The organism is Halorussus aquaticus (assembly GCF_024218795.1).
Classification (GTDB): Archaea; Halobacteriota; Halobacteria; order Halobacteriales; family Haladaptataceae; genus Halorussus; species Halorussus aquaticus.
Genome location: NZ_CP100400.1, coordinates 2291774 through 2310004, shown reverse-complemented (window position 1 = coordinate 2310004; position 18231 = coordinate 2291774). Strand labels below are relative to the sequence as shown.

15 protein-coding genes and 2 tRNA genes are annotated in these 18231 nt (G+C 64.0%); 1 reads left to right on the top strand and 16 read right to left on the bottom strand.

The features are described from left to right. The 10 genes from NGM06_RS11915 to NGM06_RS11870 form a co-directional block, all read right to left on the bottom strand. Positions 1-447: a hypothetical protein gene (locus NGM06_RS11915; protein ID WP_254267170.1), complete on the bottom strand. Its 447-nt coding sequence runs from the start codon at positions 445-447 to the stop codon at positions 1-3. After that, positions 440-922 (bottom strand): hypothetical protein, encoded by a 483-nt coding sequence (locus tag NGM06_RS11910; protein WP_254267169.1) that lies wholly within the window; start codon positions 920-922, stop codon positions 440-442. The genes NGM06_RS11915 and NGM06_RS11910 overlap by 8 nt, the downstream gene beginning before the upstream one ends. A gap of 89 nt (positions 923-1011) precedes the next feature. Further along, a complete protein-coding gene (locus NGM06_RS11905) occupies positions 1012-2379 on the bottom strand; it encodes an ABC transporter ATP-binding protein (protein ID WP_254267168.1) in 1368 nt (455 codons plus the stop codon). Next, positions 2355-3500 carry an ABC transporter ATP-binding protein gene (locus NGM06_RS11900; protein WP_254267167.1) on the bottom strand — a complete coding sequence of 382 codons (1146 nt, stop codon included), beginning with the start codon at positions 3498-3500 and terminating at the stop codon, positions 2355-2357. Before NGM06_RS11900 ends, NGM06_RS11905 begins: the two co-directional genes overlap by 25 nt. A gap of 1 nt (position 3501) precedes the next feature. Continuing rightward, entirely contained in the window at positions 3502-4461 is a 960-nt protein-coding gene (locus NGM06_RS11895) for an ABC transporter permease (protein WP_254267166.1), read from the bottom strand. Continuing rightward, positions 4461-5450, bottom strand: coding sequence for an ABC transporter permease (locus NGM06_RS11890; RefSeq protein ID WP_256567933.1), 990 nt, complete (start codon positions 5448-5450; stop codon positions 4461-4463). The genes NGM06_RS11895 and NGM06_RS11890 overlap by 1 nt, the downstream gene beginning before the upstream one ends. A gap of 182 nt (positions 5451-5632) precedes the next feature. Next, on the bottom strand, positions 5633-7705 hold the full coding sequence (locus tag NGM06_RS11885) for an ABC transporter substrate-binding protein (protein ID WP_254267165.1): 2073 nt from the start codon (positions 7703-7705) through the stop codon (positions 5633-5635). Positions 7706-7849: 144 nt separating this feature from the next. After that, positions 7850-8128 (bottom strand): hypothetical protein, encoded by a 279-nt coding sequence (locus NGM06_RS11880; protein ID WP_254267164.1) that lies wholly within the window; start codon positions 8126-8128, stop codon positions 7850-7852. Positions 8129-8179: 51 nt separating this feature from the next. After that, complete coding sequence (locus tag NGM06_RS11875; protein ID WP_254267163.1) at positions 8180-8872, bottom strand: type 1 glutamine amidotransferase domain-containing protein; 693 nt, start codon at positions 8870-8872, stop codon at positions 8180-8182. A 469-nt stretch (positions 8873-9341) separates the two neighbouring features. Next, positions 9342-9416 (bottom strand) — tRNA-Met (locus NGM06_RS11870). A 295-nt stretch (positions 9417-9711) separates the two neighbouring features. On the opposite strand from NGM06_RS11870, the gene NGM06_RS11865 reads away from it, so the two are divergent. After that, the gene (locus tag NGM06_RS11865; RefSeq protein ID WP_254267162.1) at positions 9712-12087 is read left to right on the top strand and encodes a DUF2298 domain-containing protein; all 2376 of its coding nucleotides are present in this window, start codon (positions 9712-9714) and stop codon (positions 12085-12087) included. A gap of 206 nt (positions 12088-12293) precedes the next feature. On the opposite strand, the gene NGM06_RS11860 is transcribed toward NGM06_RS11865, so the two are convergent. The 6 genes from NGM06_RS11860 to NGM06_RS11835 form a co-directional block, all read right to left on the bottom strand. Then, positions 12294-12515: a DUF7576 family protein gene (locus NGM06_RS11860; protein ID WP_438267626.1), complete on the bottom strand. Its 222-nt coding sequence runs from the start codon at positions 12513-12515 to the stop codon at positions 12294-12296. Between the two features lie 47 nt (positions 12516-12562). Next, positions 12563-12892 (bottom strand): DdfA family disk-determining factor, encoded by a 330-nt coding sequence (gene ddfA / locus NGM06_RS11855; protein ID WP_254267160.1) that lies wholly within the window; start codon positions 12890-12892, stop codon positions 12563-12565. 112 nt (positions 12893-13004) lie between these two features. Continuing rightward, entirely contained in the window at positions 13005-16310 is a 3306-nt protein-coding gene (locus NGM06_RS11850) for a PAS domain S-box protein (protein WP_254267159.1), read from the bottom strand. A gap of 223 nt (positions 16311-16533) precedes the next feature. Next, positions 16534-17082, bottom strand: a complete 549-nt coding sequence (locus tag NGM06_RS11845; RefSeq protein ID WP_254267158.1) for an iron transporter — start codon at positions 17080-17082, stop codon at positions 16534-16536. A 313-nt stretch (positions 17083-17395) separates the two neighbouring features. Continuing rightward, positions 17396-17466: transfer RNA gene (locus NGM06_RS11840), tRNA-Gly, on the bottom strand. A gap of 42 nt (positions 17467-17508) precedes the next feature. After that, a complete protein-coding gene (locus tag NGM06_RS11835; RefSeq protein ID WP_254267157.1) occupies positions 17509-18228 on the bottom strand; it encodes a class I SAM-dependent methyltransferase in 720 nt (239 codons plus the stop codon). Positions 18229-18231 lie beyond the last annotated feature (3 nt).

The following is an 18231-nucleotide window of genomic DNA, read 5'->3' as shown; positions in this document are numbered from 1 at the left end:
TTAGCCTTCGAGATAGCCGCCGACGAGCACCGTCGCGAAGTACGCCCCGAAGAACGTCATCAAGTACGTGAAGATTGCACCGGCAATCGCCTGACCGAGCATCTTCGGGAGGAGCACGTCCCGCGCGAGCGGGGGATACGGCAGCAGCCAGAGCGGCGCGATCCACACCGCGACGTGGAAGGCGAGTCCGACGAGGAACGACCCCAACGCCAGCGTGATGCTCTCGGTGAGGTCTCTCGCGAGGAGATGGTTGTACGCGCCGCCGAGCGCCATGACGACGTACGCCCACGTCTGGGAGACTCCCAGCGGCATGAGCGTGTGCTTGACCGACATGAACGCCCCCATCCCGGCCACCGACCCGGTGAACAGGGTGAGCGCGAGGAGGCGGAGGTTCGTCCGGACGCCGTCGAGTTCGACCCCGGACATCGTACGCGTGCGCTCAGCCATCGACTTCGCCCTCCGTCACGTCGATTCTGACGTTCACGTCCTGAATGGTCCCTTCGAGTTGGCCGACCACGCGGAGTCGTTCGGACTCGACGGCGGCCGCGGCTTCCTCGCGAGAGCCGTCCGCGATCTCGATGCGCGCGGTAACGGTCCCGGTTTCGCCCGCGCCGATAGCCCCTCCGTCGAGTTCGACGCCGGGTGTCGTCAGCGTCCGGTTACCGACCTTCCCGTACAATCGACCGTACGATGCGGTGAACGCACTTCGGGTCGGGTTGCGGACTCGAATCTCGACGACGAGTTGGCTCCCGTCGTCCGAGGTGGCGACCTCGGTCGCCGTCGCGTCGATGCTGACCTTGTTCATCACTGCGACGTGTGCGGAGAACGTCGGTACGAACAGCATCGTCGCGACGAGTGCCACCAGCAGAAACGATCCCACTGCGGTCGGTCTCTGCCCACCGAAGGGAATACGGCCTGTCATACACTGTCAAAGACGGGTTGCCGTAACAACATAAACGTTGTCCGATGGTTTCGATCCGGTCGTCAGAACGAGAGAGCGGCGAGTGCGCGTCAGTCGTCGGCGTTCGACCGCGCCCTCCGCGTCTTCTGGTGGTCACCCTCGTAGAGGTGACACGCGGTTATCTGGTCGCCTGCCGTCCGGAGGTCGGGGTGTTCCTGCGCACAGATCGTCTGGAACTCGCCGTCGAGTAGCTCCCGGGCCGCGTCGTAGTCGCCCTCCACGACTCGTCTGGCGGTCTCCCGCAAGGTCTGCTCGGCGTCCTGCGGGATGTCGAGCTGCCGCCACTCGATGGTGGTTCCCGTCTCGCCCTCGGATTTGTGTTCCTCGGGGAGTTCGAGCGCGAGTCCGTGTTCGAGCAACTCGTCGGCGGCCCGGTCCGGTGGCGTCCCCGGACCGATTCCGAGGTCTTCCGGGTCGAGTTGCTCGGTGACCACCTCTCGTTTGAACTTGAACACGCGGCGGAAGGCGGGTTGGTCGCCGGTCCAGTTCTCGGGCGGGATTATCTTCGAACAGCGAGGGTGGAACCGACATCCAGACGGCGGGTTCCGCGGGTTCGGCACCTCGCCCGTGACGTTCGCGCGGTGGCGCTTGGACTCGGGGTCCACCTCGGGGACCGCGTCGAACAGCGCCTCGGTGTAGGGGTGTTTCGGGTCCATCACCACGTCGTCGGTCGGTCCCTGCTCTATGAGGTCGCCCAGATACATGATGGCTGTCCGGTCGCACATGTACCGGATGAGCGAGAGGTCGTGGCTGATGAAGACGTACGTCAGGCCGTACTCGTCCTGCAACTCCTTCATCAGGTTCAGGACGCCCGCCCGGATGGACACGTCGAGCATCGAGACGGGTTCGTCACAGACGACGAAGTCCGGATTGACCACCAGCGCCCGCGCGATGGCGACTCGCTGGAGTTCGCCTCCGGAGAGTTCCTTCGGGAACTCGTTGAGGTACGCCTCGGCGGGCGACAGACCCACTTCGTTCAGTACCTCGATGACGCGCTCGCGGCGCTCGTTGTACCCGCCGTACATGTCGTTGATGCGGAGCGGTTCCACGACCGACTGGAACACCGTCATCCGGGGATTGAGGCTCTCGAAGGGGTCCTGAAATATCATCTGGACCCGCTTGCGGAACTCCTGCTCCTCCTCGTTGGACATGTCGGTGATGTCGTTGCCGTCGAACCGGATGCTTCCCGAGGTGGGTTCGTGGAGTTGCACGAGCAACTTGCCGAGCGTGGTCTTCCCGCACCCGGACTCGCCCGCGATGCCCATGATGTCGCCTTCGTTGATAGTGAACGACACGTCGTCCACTGCCTTCACGGGGTTGGGATCCTTGCCCATCAGGCGGTCCACGACCCCCTGAGACATGTCGAACCACTTCGAGACGTTCTCGACTTCTATCAGTGGGTCTGCGTTTCGGTCCATGTTTTCTCCTTGGCTGCGTCTTCGCGCATCTGTTCGAGGTCGTCCACTCGGTAGCACGCCGAACGGTGGGCGTGGCGGTCGTTCGCTTCGGTCCGCGTCCCCGTCTCGGCGGCCTCCACGTCGTACATCGGCGGATGCGACGTGTGACACTCGTCCACGACGAACGGACATCGGTCCGCGAACCGACAGCCCTCACTGGGGTCGAGCAGGGTCGGCGGCGACCCCGGAATCGAGACCAACTGCTGTTGTTCCTGTTTGACCGTCGGGAACGAGTTCTTCAGTCCGAGCGTGTACGGGTTCGCGGACGACTCCAGCACGTCCTCCTTCGGTCCGCTCTCCATCATCTTGCCGCCGTACATCACGCCGAGTTTGTCGCAGATTTCGGCCATCACGCTGATGTCGTGACTGATGACGAGAATGGACACGTCGAACTCGTCCTGTAGCTCCTCTATCTCCTCGAGGATGCGGTCCTGAATGATGACGTCGAGCGCGGTGGTCGGTTCGTCGGCGATGAGCATGTCGGGGTTGCACGCCATCGCCATGGCGATGACCGCGCGCTGCTTCATCCCGCCCGAATACTCGTGGGCGTAGTCGTCCGCCCGATTGGGTTCGATACCGACCCGCTCCAGCAGGTCGCGTGCGCGCTCGTCGGCCTCCGCCTTCGTCGTGTTCGGTTCGTGGCGGAGGATGGCCTCGATTATCTGGTCGCCCACCTTGTAGACGGGGTTCAGCGCGTTCATCGCGCTCTGGGGGATGAGCGCGATGTCGCGCCACCGCACGTCGCGGATGTCTTGGTCGTCGAGTTCGGTGAGGTCGGTCTTCCCGTCTTCGCGGACGGGATACTGGTCGTCCTCGATTATCTCACGACGCGGTTCGCCGTTCTGGTCCTCCCACCTCGGGAGCGTCCCGTCGAACCACACTTCGCCTCGCTCCACGTACCCGTTCGCGTCGAGGAGGTGGACGAGCGATTTGCCGAGCGTCGTCTTTCCGCATCCCGATTCGCCGACGAGACCGAACGTTTCACCGTGTTCGACGCTGAAGTTCACGCCGTCCACGGCGTGGACCTGCGATTCTCCGGCGTCGTACCGCACCGAGAGGTCGTTGACTTCGAGTAGTGACATCTTAGCTGTCCTCCTGCGGGTTGGTCACGTCCTCCATCGAGAAGCCGACGAAGTAGAACGCGGCCGCGACGAGCATGATGCAGGCTCCCGGCGGAACGAGCCACCACCACGCATCGAAGACGTATCCGTTCGACTTGATGTTCTGGAGCATCAGGCCCCACGAGTTGGCGGTGAAGTCCGCCAGTCCGAGGTACGCCAGCGACGCCTGCGAGAGGATGGCGATGGCGGCGTCCTGCGCGAGGAAGACGAACGCCAGCGGCAGGACGTTGGGCATGATGTGTCGGAACACGATTCGCGTGTCGCTCGCGCCCGCGACCTTCGCGGACTCGACGTACGAGCGCTCCTTCAGCGAGAGCGTCTCCCCGCGGATGATGATGCAGTTGTTGAGCCACGAGGTGACCGCGATGCCGAGGATGATGTTCGTCGTCGTGATACCCCGAATCGCCACGAGGACGATGAGGAACGGCAGGAACGGCAGGCCGTACATCACGTCGACGATGCGTTGAATCATCTCGTCTATCCACGTGTTCCCGTAGAATCCGCTGAGGAGTCCGAGCGGAACGCCGACGAGACTCGACAGGAGGCCCGCGGCGAAGCCGATGTACAGTGCGTCGTCGGCGGCGTGGATGATCAGCGTCAGGATACCTTCCCCGAGGTAGTTCGTCCCGAGCGGGGCGAAGAACGGGTCGCCGAACGCAGGCCCGTGGGGAAGCGACTCGGCCTGTTCGGCCGTCAGCCGTCCGGGTTCGGTTCCCAGATACGCTCGCCACTCTAACGAGTGGGGCGCGAAGAAGTCCGGGAACAGCGCCCACGCGACGAACACGACCATGATGACGATACCGAGGACGCCCATCTTCTCCTCGGTGAACCGGTCCCACCCTCGGCGGAACCGTTCGATTCGGGGTCGCCAGCGCTCCTTCAGCGAGTCGAACTGCGAACTGCTCTCGGTTTCGGCGGCCATCAGGAATCACCTCCGAACTTGATGCGCGGGTCGAGATACGTGTACGCGATGTCCGTCAGGAGTCGCAAGAGGATGATGAGGACGGCGAGCATGAAGAACGCCGCCTGCGAGACGGGGTAGTCTCGACTCAGCACCGACGAGACGATGACCTGTCCGAGACCCGGCCAACTGAACACGTTCTCGATGATGACGCTGCCGTCGAGCAGGAACGCGACTCCGACGATGGCCTGCGTCGCCACCGGAATCAGCGCGTTTCGCGCGGCGTGCTTTATCATGACCGTCCGTTCGCTGAGACCCTTCGCCTGCGCGAGGAACACGTAATCCTCGCTGGTCACGTTGTTCATCGCGGGTCGCATGACCAACATGGCACCGACCCACGAGACGACCGCGATGCTGAAGAGCGGGAGGGTGATGTGTTTGAGTACGTCCACGATTATCGACATCGTCGTCCACTCGAAGTTGGCGAACTTGGTGAACATGTACGTGCTCGGGAACCAGCCGAGTTCGTAGTTGAACAGCCAGATGAACAACCACGAAATCCAGAACGCTGGCATCGAGTAGATGGCGAGGCTCGTCGTGAAGATGCTCTTGTCCTTCCGCGTGCCACGCCACCAACCGAGGTACATCCCGACGAGCGGACCGACGATGAACTGGGCGATGAACGCGCCGCCGAACAGTATCATCGTGCGCGGAAGCCGTCGGATGATGACGTCCCAGACCGGCTCTTTGTACGTCGGCGACCGACCGAACTGGCCGGTCTGGTAGTTAATCATGAAATCGACGTACTGTCTCCAAAGCGGTTCGTTTAGGCCCCAGGTCTCTCTCAGCCTCATGATGTCGTCCTGGTCGAGTTCCGGGGTGATCATCGAACCGATGAACGAACCCGGCATACTCCTTATGAGGACGAAGAGGAGCGACATGATGACAAGCAAGGTCAGATAGGACACGACCAACCGCTTGCCCAGGTATCTTGCACTAATTCGTGTCATTGTTTACTTCGGTTACGTTGTGGTTTCTTCTTTCGATCGTGACTCCGGCAAATACGTGCTGTTCATGGAGCAGGTTCGTTATGAATGTGATGATTTAGCACGTCACGGACCCTCTCCAACCGAGGATGTACTAGGCGTGAATCCCGTACGAAAACGACGCGAGAGAGGGAGAGGGGAGGTCGCTATTCCTTCAGGTGGATGTTGTTCAGTTCGGTGCCGAAACTCGCGTACGGCGGGTCCACGAGTCCCTCGACGAATCCACCGAACTTCTTAGTGTTGACCGGCCACTTCATCTTCTCGTAGTCCATGAGGAAGTACGGCATGTCGAGGTAGATGCGCTCTAGGGCCTTCGCGCTGAGTTTGTTTCGCTTGTCGGGGTTCAGTTCGGTCCGCGCGTCCGAGAGCAGTTTGTCGGCACTGCCGCCGGAGAGACCGTAGCCGATCGCGTTGTACAGCGTCGATTCGGCGTTGAGTTTGTCCGATTCGTGGTCCTTCTTCGAGAGGTCGTCGGCGTTGTCCGAGTGGAAGAAGGCGTAGGCGGAACTGCCGAACGGACCGGTGCCGCCCCAGCCCATCGGGTAGATGTCGAAGTCCTCCTGCTGGTACACCTTCGACAGCATGGTGTTGAACGACAGCGTCTGGGTTTTCACCGGGATACCGACGGTCTTCAGGTTGTCCGTCCAGCGCTGGATGGCCTTCGCTTCCTTCGGCGTCTTCTTCGGCGGGTCGATGAAGATGGTGATCGGGTCGCCGTCCATGACCTCGGGGATGGTCTTCCCGTCCACGCGAATCTCCTTGTCCGCGCTCTGGTGGTTCTTGAGGACCGACGATTTGACCTTCCCGAACGTGTAGTCGTACTTCGCTTCGGACTGGCTGGCTTTGACGCCCGAGAGGCTGCCGGGGTAGTCCTTGCCGGCGTACGTTCCCGAGGAGCCGTCGATGACTTTTCCGTCGGTGATGAACTTGCGGATAGCCTCCACGTCGGGCACGGCGGCCTGTGCCGACCGGAAGTCGAAGGCGTTGGTGGCGGGATGGGTCAGCATCTCGTCTTCGCTGGCGAACTGGTAGTCCGGACGCGGTGCGGGATACCCCGGGGTCTGGGCGAAGTCGCCTTTGATAGCGTTGTTCTGGAGCAGCCGTTGAATCCAGAAGTATTCGTCGAACAGGAACGTCATCGTCTGCTTGAACGCGACGTCGTCGAGCGGTTTGCGGCGACCGTTGAACCCGAAGTAGGAAAAGCCACTCCCGATACCGTTGATGAGACCCATCCCGTCGTTGTTCTTGACCTGCGAGAGCTTCGAGGTCTTCATGCTCCCGTAGTGGGTGTCGATTTCACCCTGCAGGAACGCTTGGGTCATCGCGGTCTTACTGCCGTATATCTTGAAGTTGACCTTGTCGAGGAACGGCCCGCCAGCGATGACTTGGTCGTGTTCCTTCCGCCAGTCGAGTTGGCTGAGCGTGTCGTAGTAGTGCTCGTTGTCGAGAACGAGTTGCATCGAGGTGTCGGGCTGGAACTTCGTGAGCCGACCCGGGCCGAGACCGACCGGACCGTGGTCCGGGTTGGCCTTCATCGGGTCGTACTTCTTGAAGTCCTTCCCTTCCCACTTGTGCTTGGGGAGGAGCGGAAGTCCGCCGAGGGTGTCGTTTTCCCAGTAGCCGATTGGCTTGTTGAGCTTGAGCGCGAAGTCCCAGTCGCTCTTCGAGGACTCCTTGATGCTCTCCATCGGCTCGATGATGCTGGCGTACTGGCCCGGCACGTTCTCCATGCAGTAGCGGAACGTGAACAGCACGTCCTCCTTGGTGAAGTCCTCACCGTCGTTCCACTTCAGCCCCTTCTGCATGTTGAAGTAGATGTTGGGCTTGTCGGAGTCCTCCTCGATGGTCCAGTCGCTGAAGACCCACGGTTTGACCTCGTTCGTGACGGGGTCCAGTTCGGTACCGAACTGGTAGACGCGGTATAGGGCGACGCCGGAGTAGACCGAACTCGCCACGAGAACGTTCGACGAGTCGGGTTTCGCTGACATCCCGTAGGTGAGCGTTCCACCTTCTGGGATGTTTTCGGCGTTCCCAGTAACCGTGTTCGACTCGACCTCCGTAGTCGTCTCCTCAGTCGTGTCTTCAGTCGTCGTGGTCGTCTGGTCACCGCCACCGCTACAGCCTGCAAGAGAGAGGGCGACGGCTCCAGCACCACTCGCTTTCAGGAACTTTCGTCGGCTATCGTTCGCACCATCCGATCGGTTGCGCCGGTGTGGCATACCACATTGGTATGCAATCATGCATTTAAATCTACTGATTACCGTATGAACAATCGGTAACGACGCAGGAAACGGAGTAACGGAGGCTGATCTAGTCGATTCTGTCGGGCGATTCCAACGGTACGCGGAGCTTGAATCGGCGTACTACTCTCCTAACCCCTCACCGTGCAGACCCATGTAGCCGAAGTAGACGGTAGACGCCGCCGCCATAGACGCCATCGTTATCCAGAGTTTCGGCGTGAGAACGCTCGGGTTCGACTGCGCCCAGAAGATGCTCATCACCGACCACAGCGAGGCGACGGCGAAACCGAGCGTCATTATCCACGTTCCGAGTAGCCGTCTCTCGGTTCGTGCGGCGAGGAGCGCCGCCGTCATCAGCAGGCCAGCGATGATTGCGAACACGCCGCGAGTGTCTAACGCCATCTCTTAGCGTATCGGTGGGAAGACGAAACTGATAAAAGTGTGCTTTCGATTCTACGCGGTTCTCGTGACTCCGAGCGCTTCGACGAGCGCCGTCGCGCCTGCGTGTGACGATTCCGGCCCTCGGGCGGTGAGCAGGTCCCCGTCCACGGTGACGCTCTCGTCGGCGTCGAGTTCGGCGTCCCAGTTCCCGCCTGCGGCTTTCACCTCGTCTTCGACCCAGTACGGGAGCTTTCGACCGTCTGGCATCCGGTCGTGGTCGTCCACGATTCCCTCCTCCCACTCGTTGGGGAAGCCAGTCACGTCTCTCCCGTCCACCAGAAAGCCGCCGTCACTGTCACGGGTGAACGCGAGCAGACCCACCGCGTGGCACAGGACCAACGCCTTCCCGCCGTCGCCCTCGACGGTCTCGCGGAGCAGTTGACGAGCGTGTCTGTCCTGATTCACGTCCCACTCGGTGCCGTGTCCGCCCGGGAAGACCACGGCGTCGTACTGGTCGGCGTCGGCGGTAGCTATCGGCATCGGGTTCTGGAGTCGCTGGTCGTTCGCGTGGACCTCCTTGACTCGCTCGGCGGTCGCCTCGCCCACGTTCTCGGGGTCGATGGACCGGTCGTCCACGACGGGTTTGCCCCCGCTCGGCGTCGCCACGTCCACGCTAGCTTCCGTTTCCGAGAGCGTCTCTAGCGGGTCTACGCACTCTTCGCCCCAGTACCCTTCCTCGCTCACAACGAATAGTACGGACGTCATCGTGCGCTATTGGCGCGCGATGTTCTATAAATTCGTGGCCGCTCCGGTCGCGGCGCGAGTGCGCAACAGCTGCTCGGACGAGATCGAACAAAAGCAGTTGTAATGATTTCTCCTGCGAATCGAAGGCCAAAGGCGACGCACCCTCGGTCTCCGTGCCGGTACGTCCGGTTCGACGCATCAGTAAACGCTCAGGACAGACTCGTCGGCGACGTAAATATACTGTCGAACACACGATTGGCGGTAGAATATATCTGTTGCAGTAGTCTCAGGCGTAGACCGGAGTTAGAGACGCGCCGTCTCGGCGGTAACGTTTTCGCGAAAACGTGGCGGGAGTAAACTCGTACTACAGCAGGACACGAGCGACGGAGCGCACACGTCCTGGCTCGTTCGAATCCGCTCTGCGGACGTTTGTCAGGCGGAAGACTCGATAGGATAAGAATCGCCTCGCGGAATTACGTCCGGCAAAACATAGCGGGAGGTAGATTTGAACTACCGATCTGCGGGTTATGAGCCCGCCGGAATCTCCTGGCTATCCCATCCCGCTACTATCACGTAGAGCCGTCCCACGGATAAGAATTGTGATTCCCCCGCCGTATGTGAATTTATGCCGATGCCGAGGTTCGTTGTGGACGGTGTTTTCGGGCGTGTAACATCGGGGGGAGAATTTGGCGTCGCCTCGACAGGTCGTCGTCGTGCCGAGGCGGTGGCGCTGCGTGAAACGCTCGGGGCGGCTCTTCCACAGTCGGCAGTGTACGCCCTCCTTACCCCGCAGACCCACCGAATCGGGGTTGGGACGAACCCCAAGAGGTTTATCGCTCGGTCGCACGCCTACAAACCGAATGGAGTACGCGCTCGTCCTGCTGTGGTTCGTCGTCTTTCAGGCGCTCGCGTTCGTCACGCTGCCGCTCGCCGCACGGCTGTTCCCGGGGTTCCCCGACCGTGGCGCGGCCTTCGCCCTCCCGGTCGCGCTGGTCGTCACGACCACCGTGGCCTACTGGGTCGGCCACGTCGCGTTCGGTCGCTGGACCGCGTTCCTCGCGGTCGCGTTCGTCGCCGGAATCTCGGGATTGCTTCTCTGGAGCGACCGGTCGCTACGACCCGACCGCGACGCCCACCGCGGAACGGGAATCCGTCTCCGCGCGTACGCGGAAACGATGATAGTGTTCGGTATCGCGTTCGGACTCCTCGTCGCCGTCCGGGCCGTGGACCCGTCGATACATCCCGGCGGCGGCGAGAAGTTCCTCGACTTCGGCATCCTCAAGTCGCTGTTGCGGGCCGACGCGCTGCCGCCCGAGGACATGTGGTGGGCGGGCGAACACGTCCTCTATTACTACGGCGGCCACCTCGCGACGGCCGTCCTCACAGAGCTCACGGGTACCGAAGGCGAGTTCGCGTACAACCTCGCGTTGTCGGGGTTCTACGCCATGCTCGTCACCGCGGCCTACGGACTCGCCGGGGCGATGGCCGACGCCCGAGGCGTCCCGCGCCGGACCGCGGGCGCGTTCGGTGCGTTCTTCGTCGGGTTCGCAGCCAACCTCGTCACGGCCGTGACGGGTCTCGTCTGGCTCCTCCCCGACTCGATAGCACAGGGAGTCGCCGACTGGGTGGCCCGACCCATCGCGGAATCGACCTCGGGCGAACTCGTGACCGAAGGGCTGGACTCGTTCGGCTACTGGGGACCGAGCCGAGTGATACCGGGAACGATCAACGAGTTCCCGCTGTTCTCGTTCGTCAACGGCGACCTCCACGCCCACATGGTCAGCACGCCGTTCCTGCTGTTGGTCGCCGCGCTCGGGTTCGCCTACTACCAGTCGGGTCCCGGCGCGCTCCGGCGACGACGCGCCCTCGCGTTCGGCGTCCTCCCGGTCACGGTGGGCCTGCTCGGACTCGTCAACGTCTGGAGCTTCCCGACCGGTCTCGGCGTGGTGTGGCTCGCGCTCGTGTTCTCGCCCGCCGACCCCGTGACGCTGTTCCCCGGCGTCGCGACCGACGACGCGGCCGAACCGGTCGCCGACGGCGGCGGGAGTGGCGGCACCTCGGTCGGGACGACGGTCCGACTGCTCACCGAGACCCGCCGAATCGCCGGTTCGTTCGCCGCCACCGCCGTCGTCGCCGTCGCGGCCGTCGCGTGGGTCGCACCGTTCGTCTTCGGCATCCTCCTGCGCTCGACCGGCAACCGGAGCATCGCCTTCCTCCCGGAACCCGCCAGTGCGGTCGGCCTCCTGCTCGTCCACGGCGCGTTCCTCGTCGTGTTCGCGGCCTACCTCTGGCCCAGAGCGCGCGCGGCGTTCGACGTGGACGGCGTTCGGTTCGGACTGTTGGCCGCGGCGCTGGCCGCGGTCGCGTGGGCGATGAACTACGCGGTGCTGGTGCTGGTCGTCCCCCTGCTCGTGGTCGGATGGGTGCTGCTCCGGACGGTCGGCAACGTCGCCGACGCCGACGGCGGTGTCGGTTACGAGACGGTCCTCCTGGTGGCGGGGGCCGGACTCGTCACGCTGGTGGAGTTCGTCTACGTGAAAGACAGCGCCGCCGGTGGTCGGTTCAACACGGTCTTCAAGGTGTACATGCAGGTGTGGGTCCTCTGGGCGACCGCCGCGGGGACCGCGCTGGCGGCGCTCGTCGCGTCGAACGGACCGAGCGACTGGACGCTTCCCGGCGTCGGCATCGAGCGCTCGCAGGTCATGCGCGGGCTGGCGGCGGTCCTGGTGGCTTCGACCGCGCTCTACGGCGGACTCGCGCTGGGCGGTCACTTCACCGCCGACCAGCACCGGACCGACGACCCCACGCTGGCCGGGAAGGCGTACGTCGAGGACCACCACCCCGGCGAGGCGGCCGCTATCGCGTGGCTCGACGACAAGGAGGGCCAACCGCACATCGTCTCGCCGCCGGGCCGCGAGGTGTACGCGTGGAGCAGTCCCGCCTCGTCGCTCACCGGACTGCCGACGGTCATCGGGTGGGTCTATCACGAGGGTATCTACCGCGGCCACGACACCGCGGAGTTCCGCGCCGAGACGGTGGACCTCGTCTACACCGGAACGTGGGCCGACCGGGCCGAACTGCTCCGGAAGCACGACGTGAAGTACATCTACGTCGGCCCGCGCGCCCGCGAGCAGTACTCGGCCGAGAACCTCCAGTTCGGGCAGTATCCCGGCATCGAACCGGCGTTCAGCGAAGGCGACGTGACGATATACCGCGTCGACCAGTCCGAACTCTGAGGCGACCGCTGCGTCGAATCACTGCGGGCGACTGATTCTCGGCGGACCGGCGGTCGGGTCAACGAGCAGTACCTTCGCGTGCTCTCGAAAAATAGCGGACAGCGTTCTGGATTCCCCCACTCACGAAGGACGGTCATCACTACGACGAACAGTTAGCGTCACGAGAATCGGTCTCCGTAGCGGGGACCGATTCGCAGTCCGTTCCGTCAGTCGTCGGCGTTCCGCTCGGCGAGCCACGCCGAACGACAGGCCTCGCCGCAGAAGTCGTAAATCTCGACTCGACCCTCGTCGTCGCGGACGGTCTTGACCGGATGCCACTCCCCGGAGGGGACGACGACACCGCATCGGGCACACTCGTCGCTCATAGCGTCGGCGTCACTCGGTCGCTCGTCGGACGTGGTTCGAGACGAATCACAACTACGTTGCATCGGCCCTCTGTATTCGGTGTCGCTCGTCCGTCATCGTCGGGAGTGACTCAGGAGCTATCGTCGAAACCGGTTCCGAGACGGTGAACCTCCTCGCTCCCGTCGTCGAGTTGAGTCGTCGCGTCGCGCTCGGAAACCTCCACCTCGCCGTTCCCGTGAACGACCACGTCGCACCCCGCGAAGGTGAACTCCACGTGACCGCGATTTCGGCCGCCTGCACCGGTCGCGGAGAACAGACGGTCTAGCGCGTCCGGGTCGATGACGTGGTACAGCGGTCCCACCTCGGTCGGGTCGCTGCCGGTCTCCTCGGCGACGGCGGTGATGACGCGGTGGCTGGCCGAACACTTCTCGAAGGTATCCCCACTAACACTTTGACTCATTCTCTACTCGTTTCGTGGGGTGGGTCGGGGATACCAGTTAGCGATAGATGCATAATCGTCGTTCCGTTCCGGGGGGTATACATCTAAATCGGCAGTGCGAATCGCCGCCCGGCTACTCCTCGAACAGGAGACCGAACAGCGTGCGCTCGGCACCCCGGATGTGTCTGCTCACGGTCGGTTGGGACACCCCGAGCGCCTCGGCTATCTCCTCGGCCGTACTCTCGCGGGGCCACTCGAAGAACCCGCTGAAGAACGCGGTCCGGAGCACTTCCGACTGTCGCTCGGTGAGTCGTTCGTCGAGTTCGGACTCGAAGTCCTGTCGGGTCATCACCGGTTCGTCGCGTTCCCGGCGAGCGACCAAGTCCACGTCGTCGTAGTAGTCCTCGAAGAGGTCCACGAACGTCCGCACGTCCGCGCTCTGCGGGAGGCGAATCACGAACCGGCCTTCGCCCTCGGTCGCGGTTATCGTCTTCGGCATCGCTCCGCGGTCCATCAGCGACCGGAGGAACGACCGGTCGGACAGCGCACACTCGTAGAGGCACTCGCCGTCGCGCTCGGTCACGAGTCGGACGGACTCTATCCACGGGATGGTCCCGACGAACTCCAGCGTCTCCTCCGGCGACCGGTCGCGGATGGTGAAGAAGACGTGGAGGCGGCCGTCGCTGCGCTGGACCGCGTTCTCGAACTCGAACTCGGTGTCGGTCTGGTCCACGAACTCCAGAATCGGATTCCCCGTCCCCCGAATCCGGAAGTCGAGTTCCACCGACCGCTCGCTCACGAGCGCCTGCTTCTGTTCGAGCGCGTTCAGCGCGTAGCCGATGGTCTCGCCGAGTTCGGACAGCACCGCCCGCTCCAACTCGTCGAAGATACCGGGTTCGCCCGCGTAGAGGTTGAGGACGCCCCGAAGCGTCCCGCCGTAGACGACCGGAACCGACGCGCTGGACCGATACCCCCGCTTCAGCGCCTGCTCGCGCCACGGGTCGAACGGGGGGTCGCCGAGCAGGTCGTTCTGGACCTGTATCTCCCTCGTGCGAATCGCCCGACCGGACGGGCCGCGACCCTCCGGTTCGTCGCTGGCGGCGTTCACGTCGATGGTCTCCAGATATCCCTCCTCCACCCCGGCCCACGCCTCGGGCCGGACCTCGTCGGTCGCCGTGTCGTGCGTGCCGAACCACGCGAACCGATACGGTCCCGACTCAGTCAACCGACTGCACACCGCCTGCATCACGTCTTCCTTCGACGACGCCTGCGTCAGCGCCTTGGTTATCTCCCGAATCACGCTGTTGAGGCGGTTGACCCGTTCGAGTTCCCGATTCTTCTTCTGCAGGTCATTGCGCTGGTCCCGAAGCGTCTCCTCGCGCTCGGACCGGTCGAGCGCCGACCGCAGGTTCGAACTCAGCATGTCGGCGAGAGACCTGTCGGTCGCGTCGAACGCGTCGCGGTCCGGGGACGCCGCGATGAACACGCCGTACTTTCCGAGCGGAACCGCGAGCGCGCTCTGCATCGCGGTGTCGGCGTCGAGTTCGGAACGGAGTTCGTCGTACTGCTTGGTCTCGCTCTCGACGAACGTCTGCCACGCGACGCCCTCCGCGCGACTCCCGAGGAGCGCGTCGTCGATGTCGTCCCCGTTCCAGCGCCGAACCGTCGGGACGAGCGAGTTCGTATCGTCGTCGTAGAGCGCCACGGCCGCGTTCGGGAAGCCGAGAACCTCGACAGCGGTGTCCACCCCGCACTGGCAGATTTCGGTCCGGGTCTCGGCGTCCACCAGCGACCGGAACATCTCGTTGAGCGAGGTGAGTTTCTCCTCGCGGTGTTTCCGCTCGGAGACGTCGCGGACGACGCCGACCCGACCGGTCTCGTCGCCGAGCGAGAACGGCGTGATGCGGACTTCGACGGGTATCGACCCGCCGTCGGCCGTGGGCAACGTCACCTCCGTCGTCACCACGTCCTCGCCGCCTTCGAGGACGGCCTGTATCCGCTTGGAGTCCTCGTAGAGCGACGGGCCGATTACCTTCGAGGCGTGTTCGCCCAGCAGTTCCTCGGGGTCGTACCCCGTCAGGTCGACGTAGGCGTCGTTGACCGCGACGAACCGGGAGTCGGCGTCGAGGGCGTACACCCCGTCGCCGACCGCGTCGAGCATCGCCTCGGAGCGTTCGAGTCGCCGCTCGCGCTCGCGGCGCTGGATGACGGTGGCGAGGATGTGGGCGATGCTCTGGACGAACTGCACGTCGTGGTCCGCGTAGGACTGCGGGTCGGGGTCGTGGCTCCCGAGGACGCCCCACGGTTCGTCGGGAGAGCCAATCAACGCGGAGATACCGCCGGTCGCGTCGACCGATTCGAGCAGTTCGTCGGAAGAGAACCGGTCCTCTGTGGTCAGGTCCTCGGTCACGACGGGTTCCTCCGTCAGCAGGGTGTACCCGGCTTGCGAGTCTCGTTCGGTGCCTATCGCGGCCGAATCCACGATGTCGTCGGACCACCCGGCCACCGCACGGGTCAGGAGGTCGTCCGAGTCGGCGCGATACTCCAGCACCCCGGCGTACTCCTGTTCGAGCGCCTCGGCGACGAGTTCGACCGCCTCGTCCATCAGGTCGTCGAGCGGTTCGTCGCCGAGCGCGTGCCGGGAGAACGTCGAGAGCGCCCGCTGTTGGCGAATCCGGTCGTGGAGTTCCGACTCCCGACGCTTGCGCTCGGAGATGTCTCGGACGACGCCGGTGAACCGAACCTCGTCGCCCGCGACGTACTCGCTGAAGGAGACGCTGAGCGCCACGTCGCTCCCGTCGCGGTGTCGGCCGGTGAGTTCGAGGTAGTTCCAATCGACGTGTCGCTCCCCTTCCCGGAGGTAGCTCTCGATTCTCTCGCGGTGTCGCTCGGCGAGGTCCTCGGGCATGAGTTTCGTCAGCGACTCCCCGACGAGTTCGTCGGGCGCGTAGCCGAAAATCCCCTCGACGGCGGGGTTAGCGAATCGGACGACGCTGTCGGTGTCGATGACGAGGACGCCGTCCGAGAGTCCCTCGGCGAGCGCCCAGAAGTGGTCGTCCTCGACGCCGCCGTCGGCGACGGCCTCGAACGCGACGCCGTCCACGATTCGTCGCGCGAGAGCGCGGACCGGTTCGGGTTCCCCTCCCGACAACTGACCGCCGATTTCCTCGGATGACCTCCCGACGCCGGTACTCGAGATAGTGGTGACGCTCGCGTCGGAGTCCTCGCGCCGGAGTTCGCGCTCGGACGCCGGGCCACCGACCGCCGCGTCGAGAACGACGCGGTCGATTCGTTCGGCGCGGAGCGCGGCGCGGGCCCCTTCGACGCTGGTGACGAACGAGAACGCCACGTCGGGACGTTCGCTCGCAAACAGCGATTCGAGGCGTTTCCCGAGCGCTCGGCGAGGGGTGACGTAGAGTACGCGTACCCGGCCGCTCATCGTTGTCTCGGAGTGCGAAGTACGTTCATCACTGAGCGGGTACCTACCGTGGCGTGAGTGTACGCAGTCGGGGCGGATACGTATTCGTCATTGGATACTCCGTTCTGGTAGAAAAACAACACGGCCGAACCTGTTAGATATTCTCACTCTGGCTCCGGAGAGAATCCTCCGGAACGTCGCAGTTCGATACGTCTCCCTCCGAAAATCGAGTGACTGCTCCCGATTAGCCCTGTCCCGTCTCGATATCGACGTTCTCGAAGACGGCTTGGACCGTCTCGTCGTATCGGTCGCCGTTCTTCTCGTCGTGGCGCTTGAACGTCGGCGGTTCGACGCGCACGTCGATGGTGTACGTTCCGCCCTCGGGCACCGTCAGGTTCTTGCCGTAGTGGTAGAGACCGGGGTGCCAGACGAGGGGCACCGTCGTCGGACCGACCTGTTCGCCGTCCTCGCTCGTCAGCGTGGCGACGACGGTACACCCCGGGACGAATCGACCGTCCTCGGCGTCGGCGACTGCGACTTCGAGGTGACAGTTCTCGTCGTCGGGTTCCATCCACTCCGTCTGACCCTCGTCCTTGAGGACGTACATTCCCTCGGCCTTCTCCTGTGCGAACCCTACCACGTAGTCGTCGACTTCGGCCTTGCCCCCGGTGTGGGCCACCTCGTTCGCCATGTAGTCGAGCGCCTCCTGATAGGCGTCGCCCGCCTGCCGTGCGAGGTCAAGTTGGGTCTGGTCTACCTCTTCGCTCGTCTGTTTGGCTGGATTGTCGGGCATCGCTGGGATAGGGCCACGACAGGTCCGAGATTAAGGATTGTGGCGGGCCGTCCGCGACGGAGACGGGCAGAACGGGACCGACTACGTCTCCTCGTAGTTCCGCCACTCGTGTTCGTGGAGGATAGTCCGGTCCACGCCCTCGAGGATTCGCCGACCGCAGTCGTCGCTCACGAATCGTGACCGAGAGAAGTGCGCCGACCGGGATTTGAACCGGAGCCAGAGGGTCCTGCTCACTTCGTTGCGCGGGCTTCCTCTGGCAGGGTTCGAATCCCTCCGACCGCAGTCGTCGCTAACGAATCGTGACCGAGAGAAGTGCGCCGACCGGGATTTGAACCCGGGCCATGAGCTTGGAAGGCTCAGGTCCTACCACTAGACCATCGGCGCTTGCGGCTACATTTCCCAGTTCGCCGCCCGGCATTAAGGGCCTTACTGTTTCGCCGCGCGGACCACGCCGTAACAGTTCCCGCTCGACACCTCGAACTCGGCGAGTTCCAGTCCGCTCGCGGCCACGTCGGCCTCGAACTCCGCGGGCGAGTAGATGTGGTAGAACCGCTCGACCGTCTCGCCGCCGGGGAGCGTCCAATCGACCGTGGTGTCGAATCCCGTCTCGCTGGCGTCGTCCGCTCGACTGTCCGAGGCGAGTTGCGCCTCGCTCTCCGCCCGGTCGAAGCGGTCGTGTTCGGTGCTCCACGCGCTGACGAGCGCGCGGCCCCCCGGCGTGAGGACGCGCGCGAGTTCGTCCAGACTCCCGACGCGGGCGGTCCGACTCGGCAGGTGGTGGAGCGTGGCGACGTACACCGCCACTCCCACCGTCGCGTCCCGAAGGGGTAGACGCGCGGCGTCGGCCTGTACGAGATCCGCATCGAATCCCCGGTCGGCGGCGCGCTCGCGGGCGGTTTCGAGCAGCCCGCGACTGAGGTCCGCGGCGACCACGCGGTCGGCGCGCCCGGCGAGGAGTTCGGCGTGACGACCGTTGCCACAGCCGAGGTCCAGCGCCACGGAGGCGTCGGGGGCGTCCGAGACGAACTCCTCTACCTCCGGCCACGCGTACTCGCGGGTCTCGGCGAAGTGGTCGGCGATGTAGTCGTAGGTCGCTCGCACCGCGGCGCGCCCGTCGTCCCGGAGGTCGCTGTCCGCCTCGTCCATACG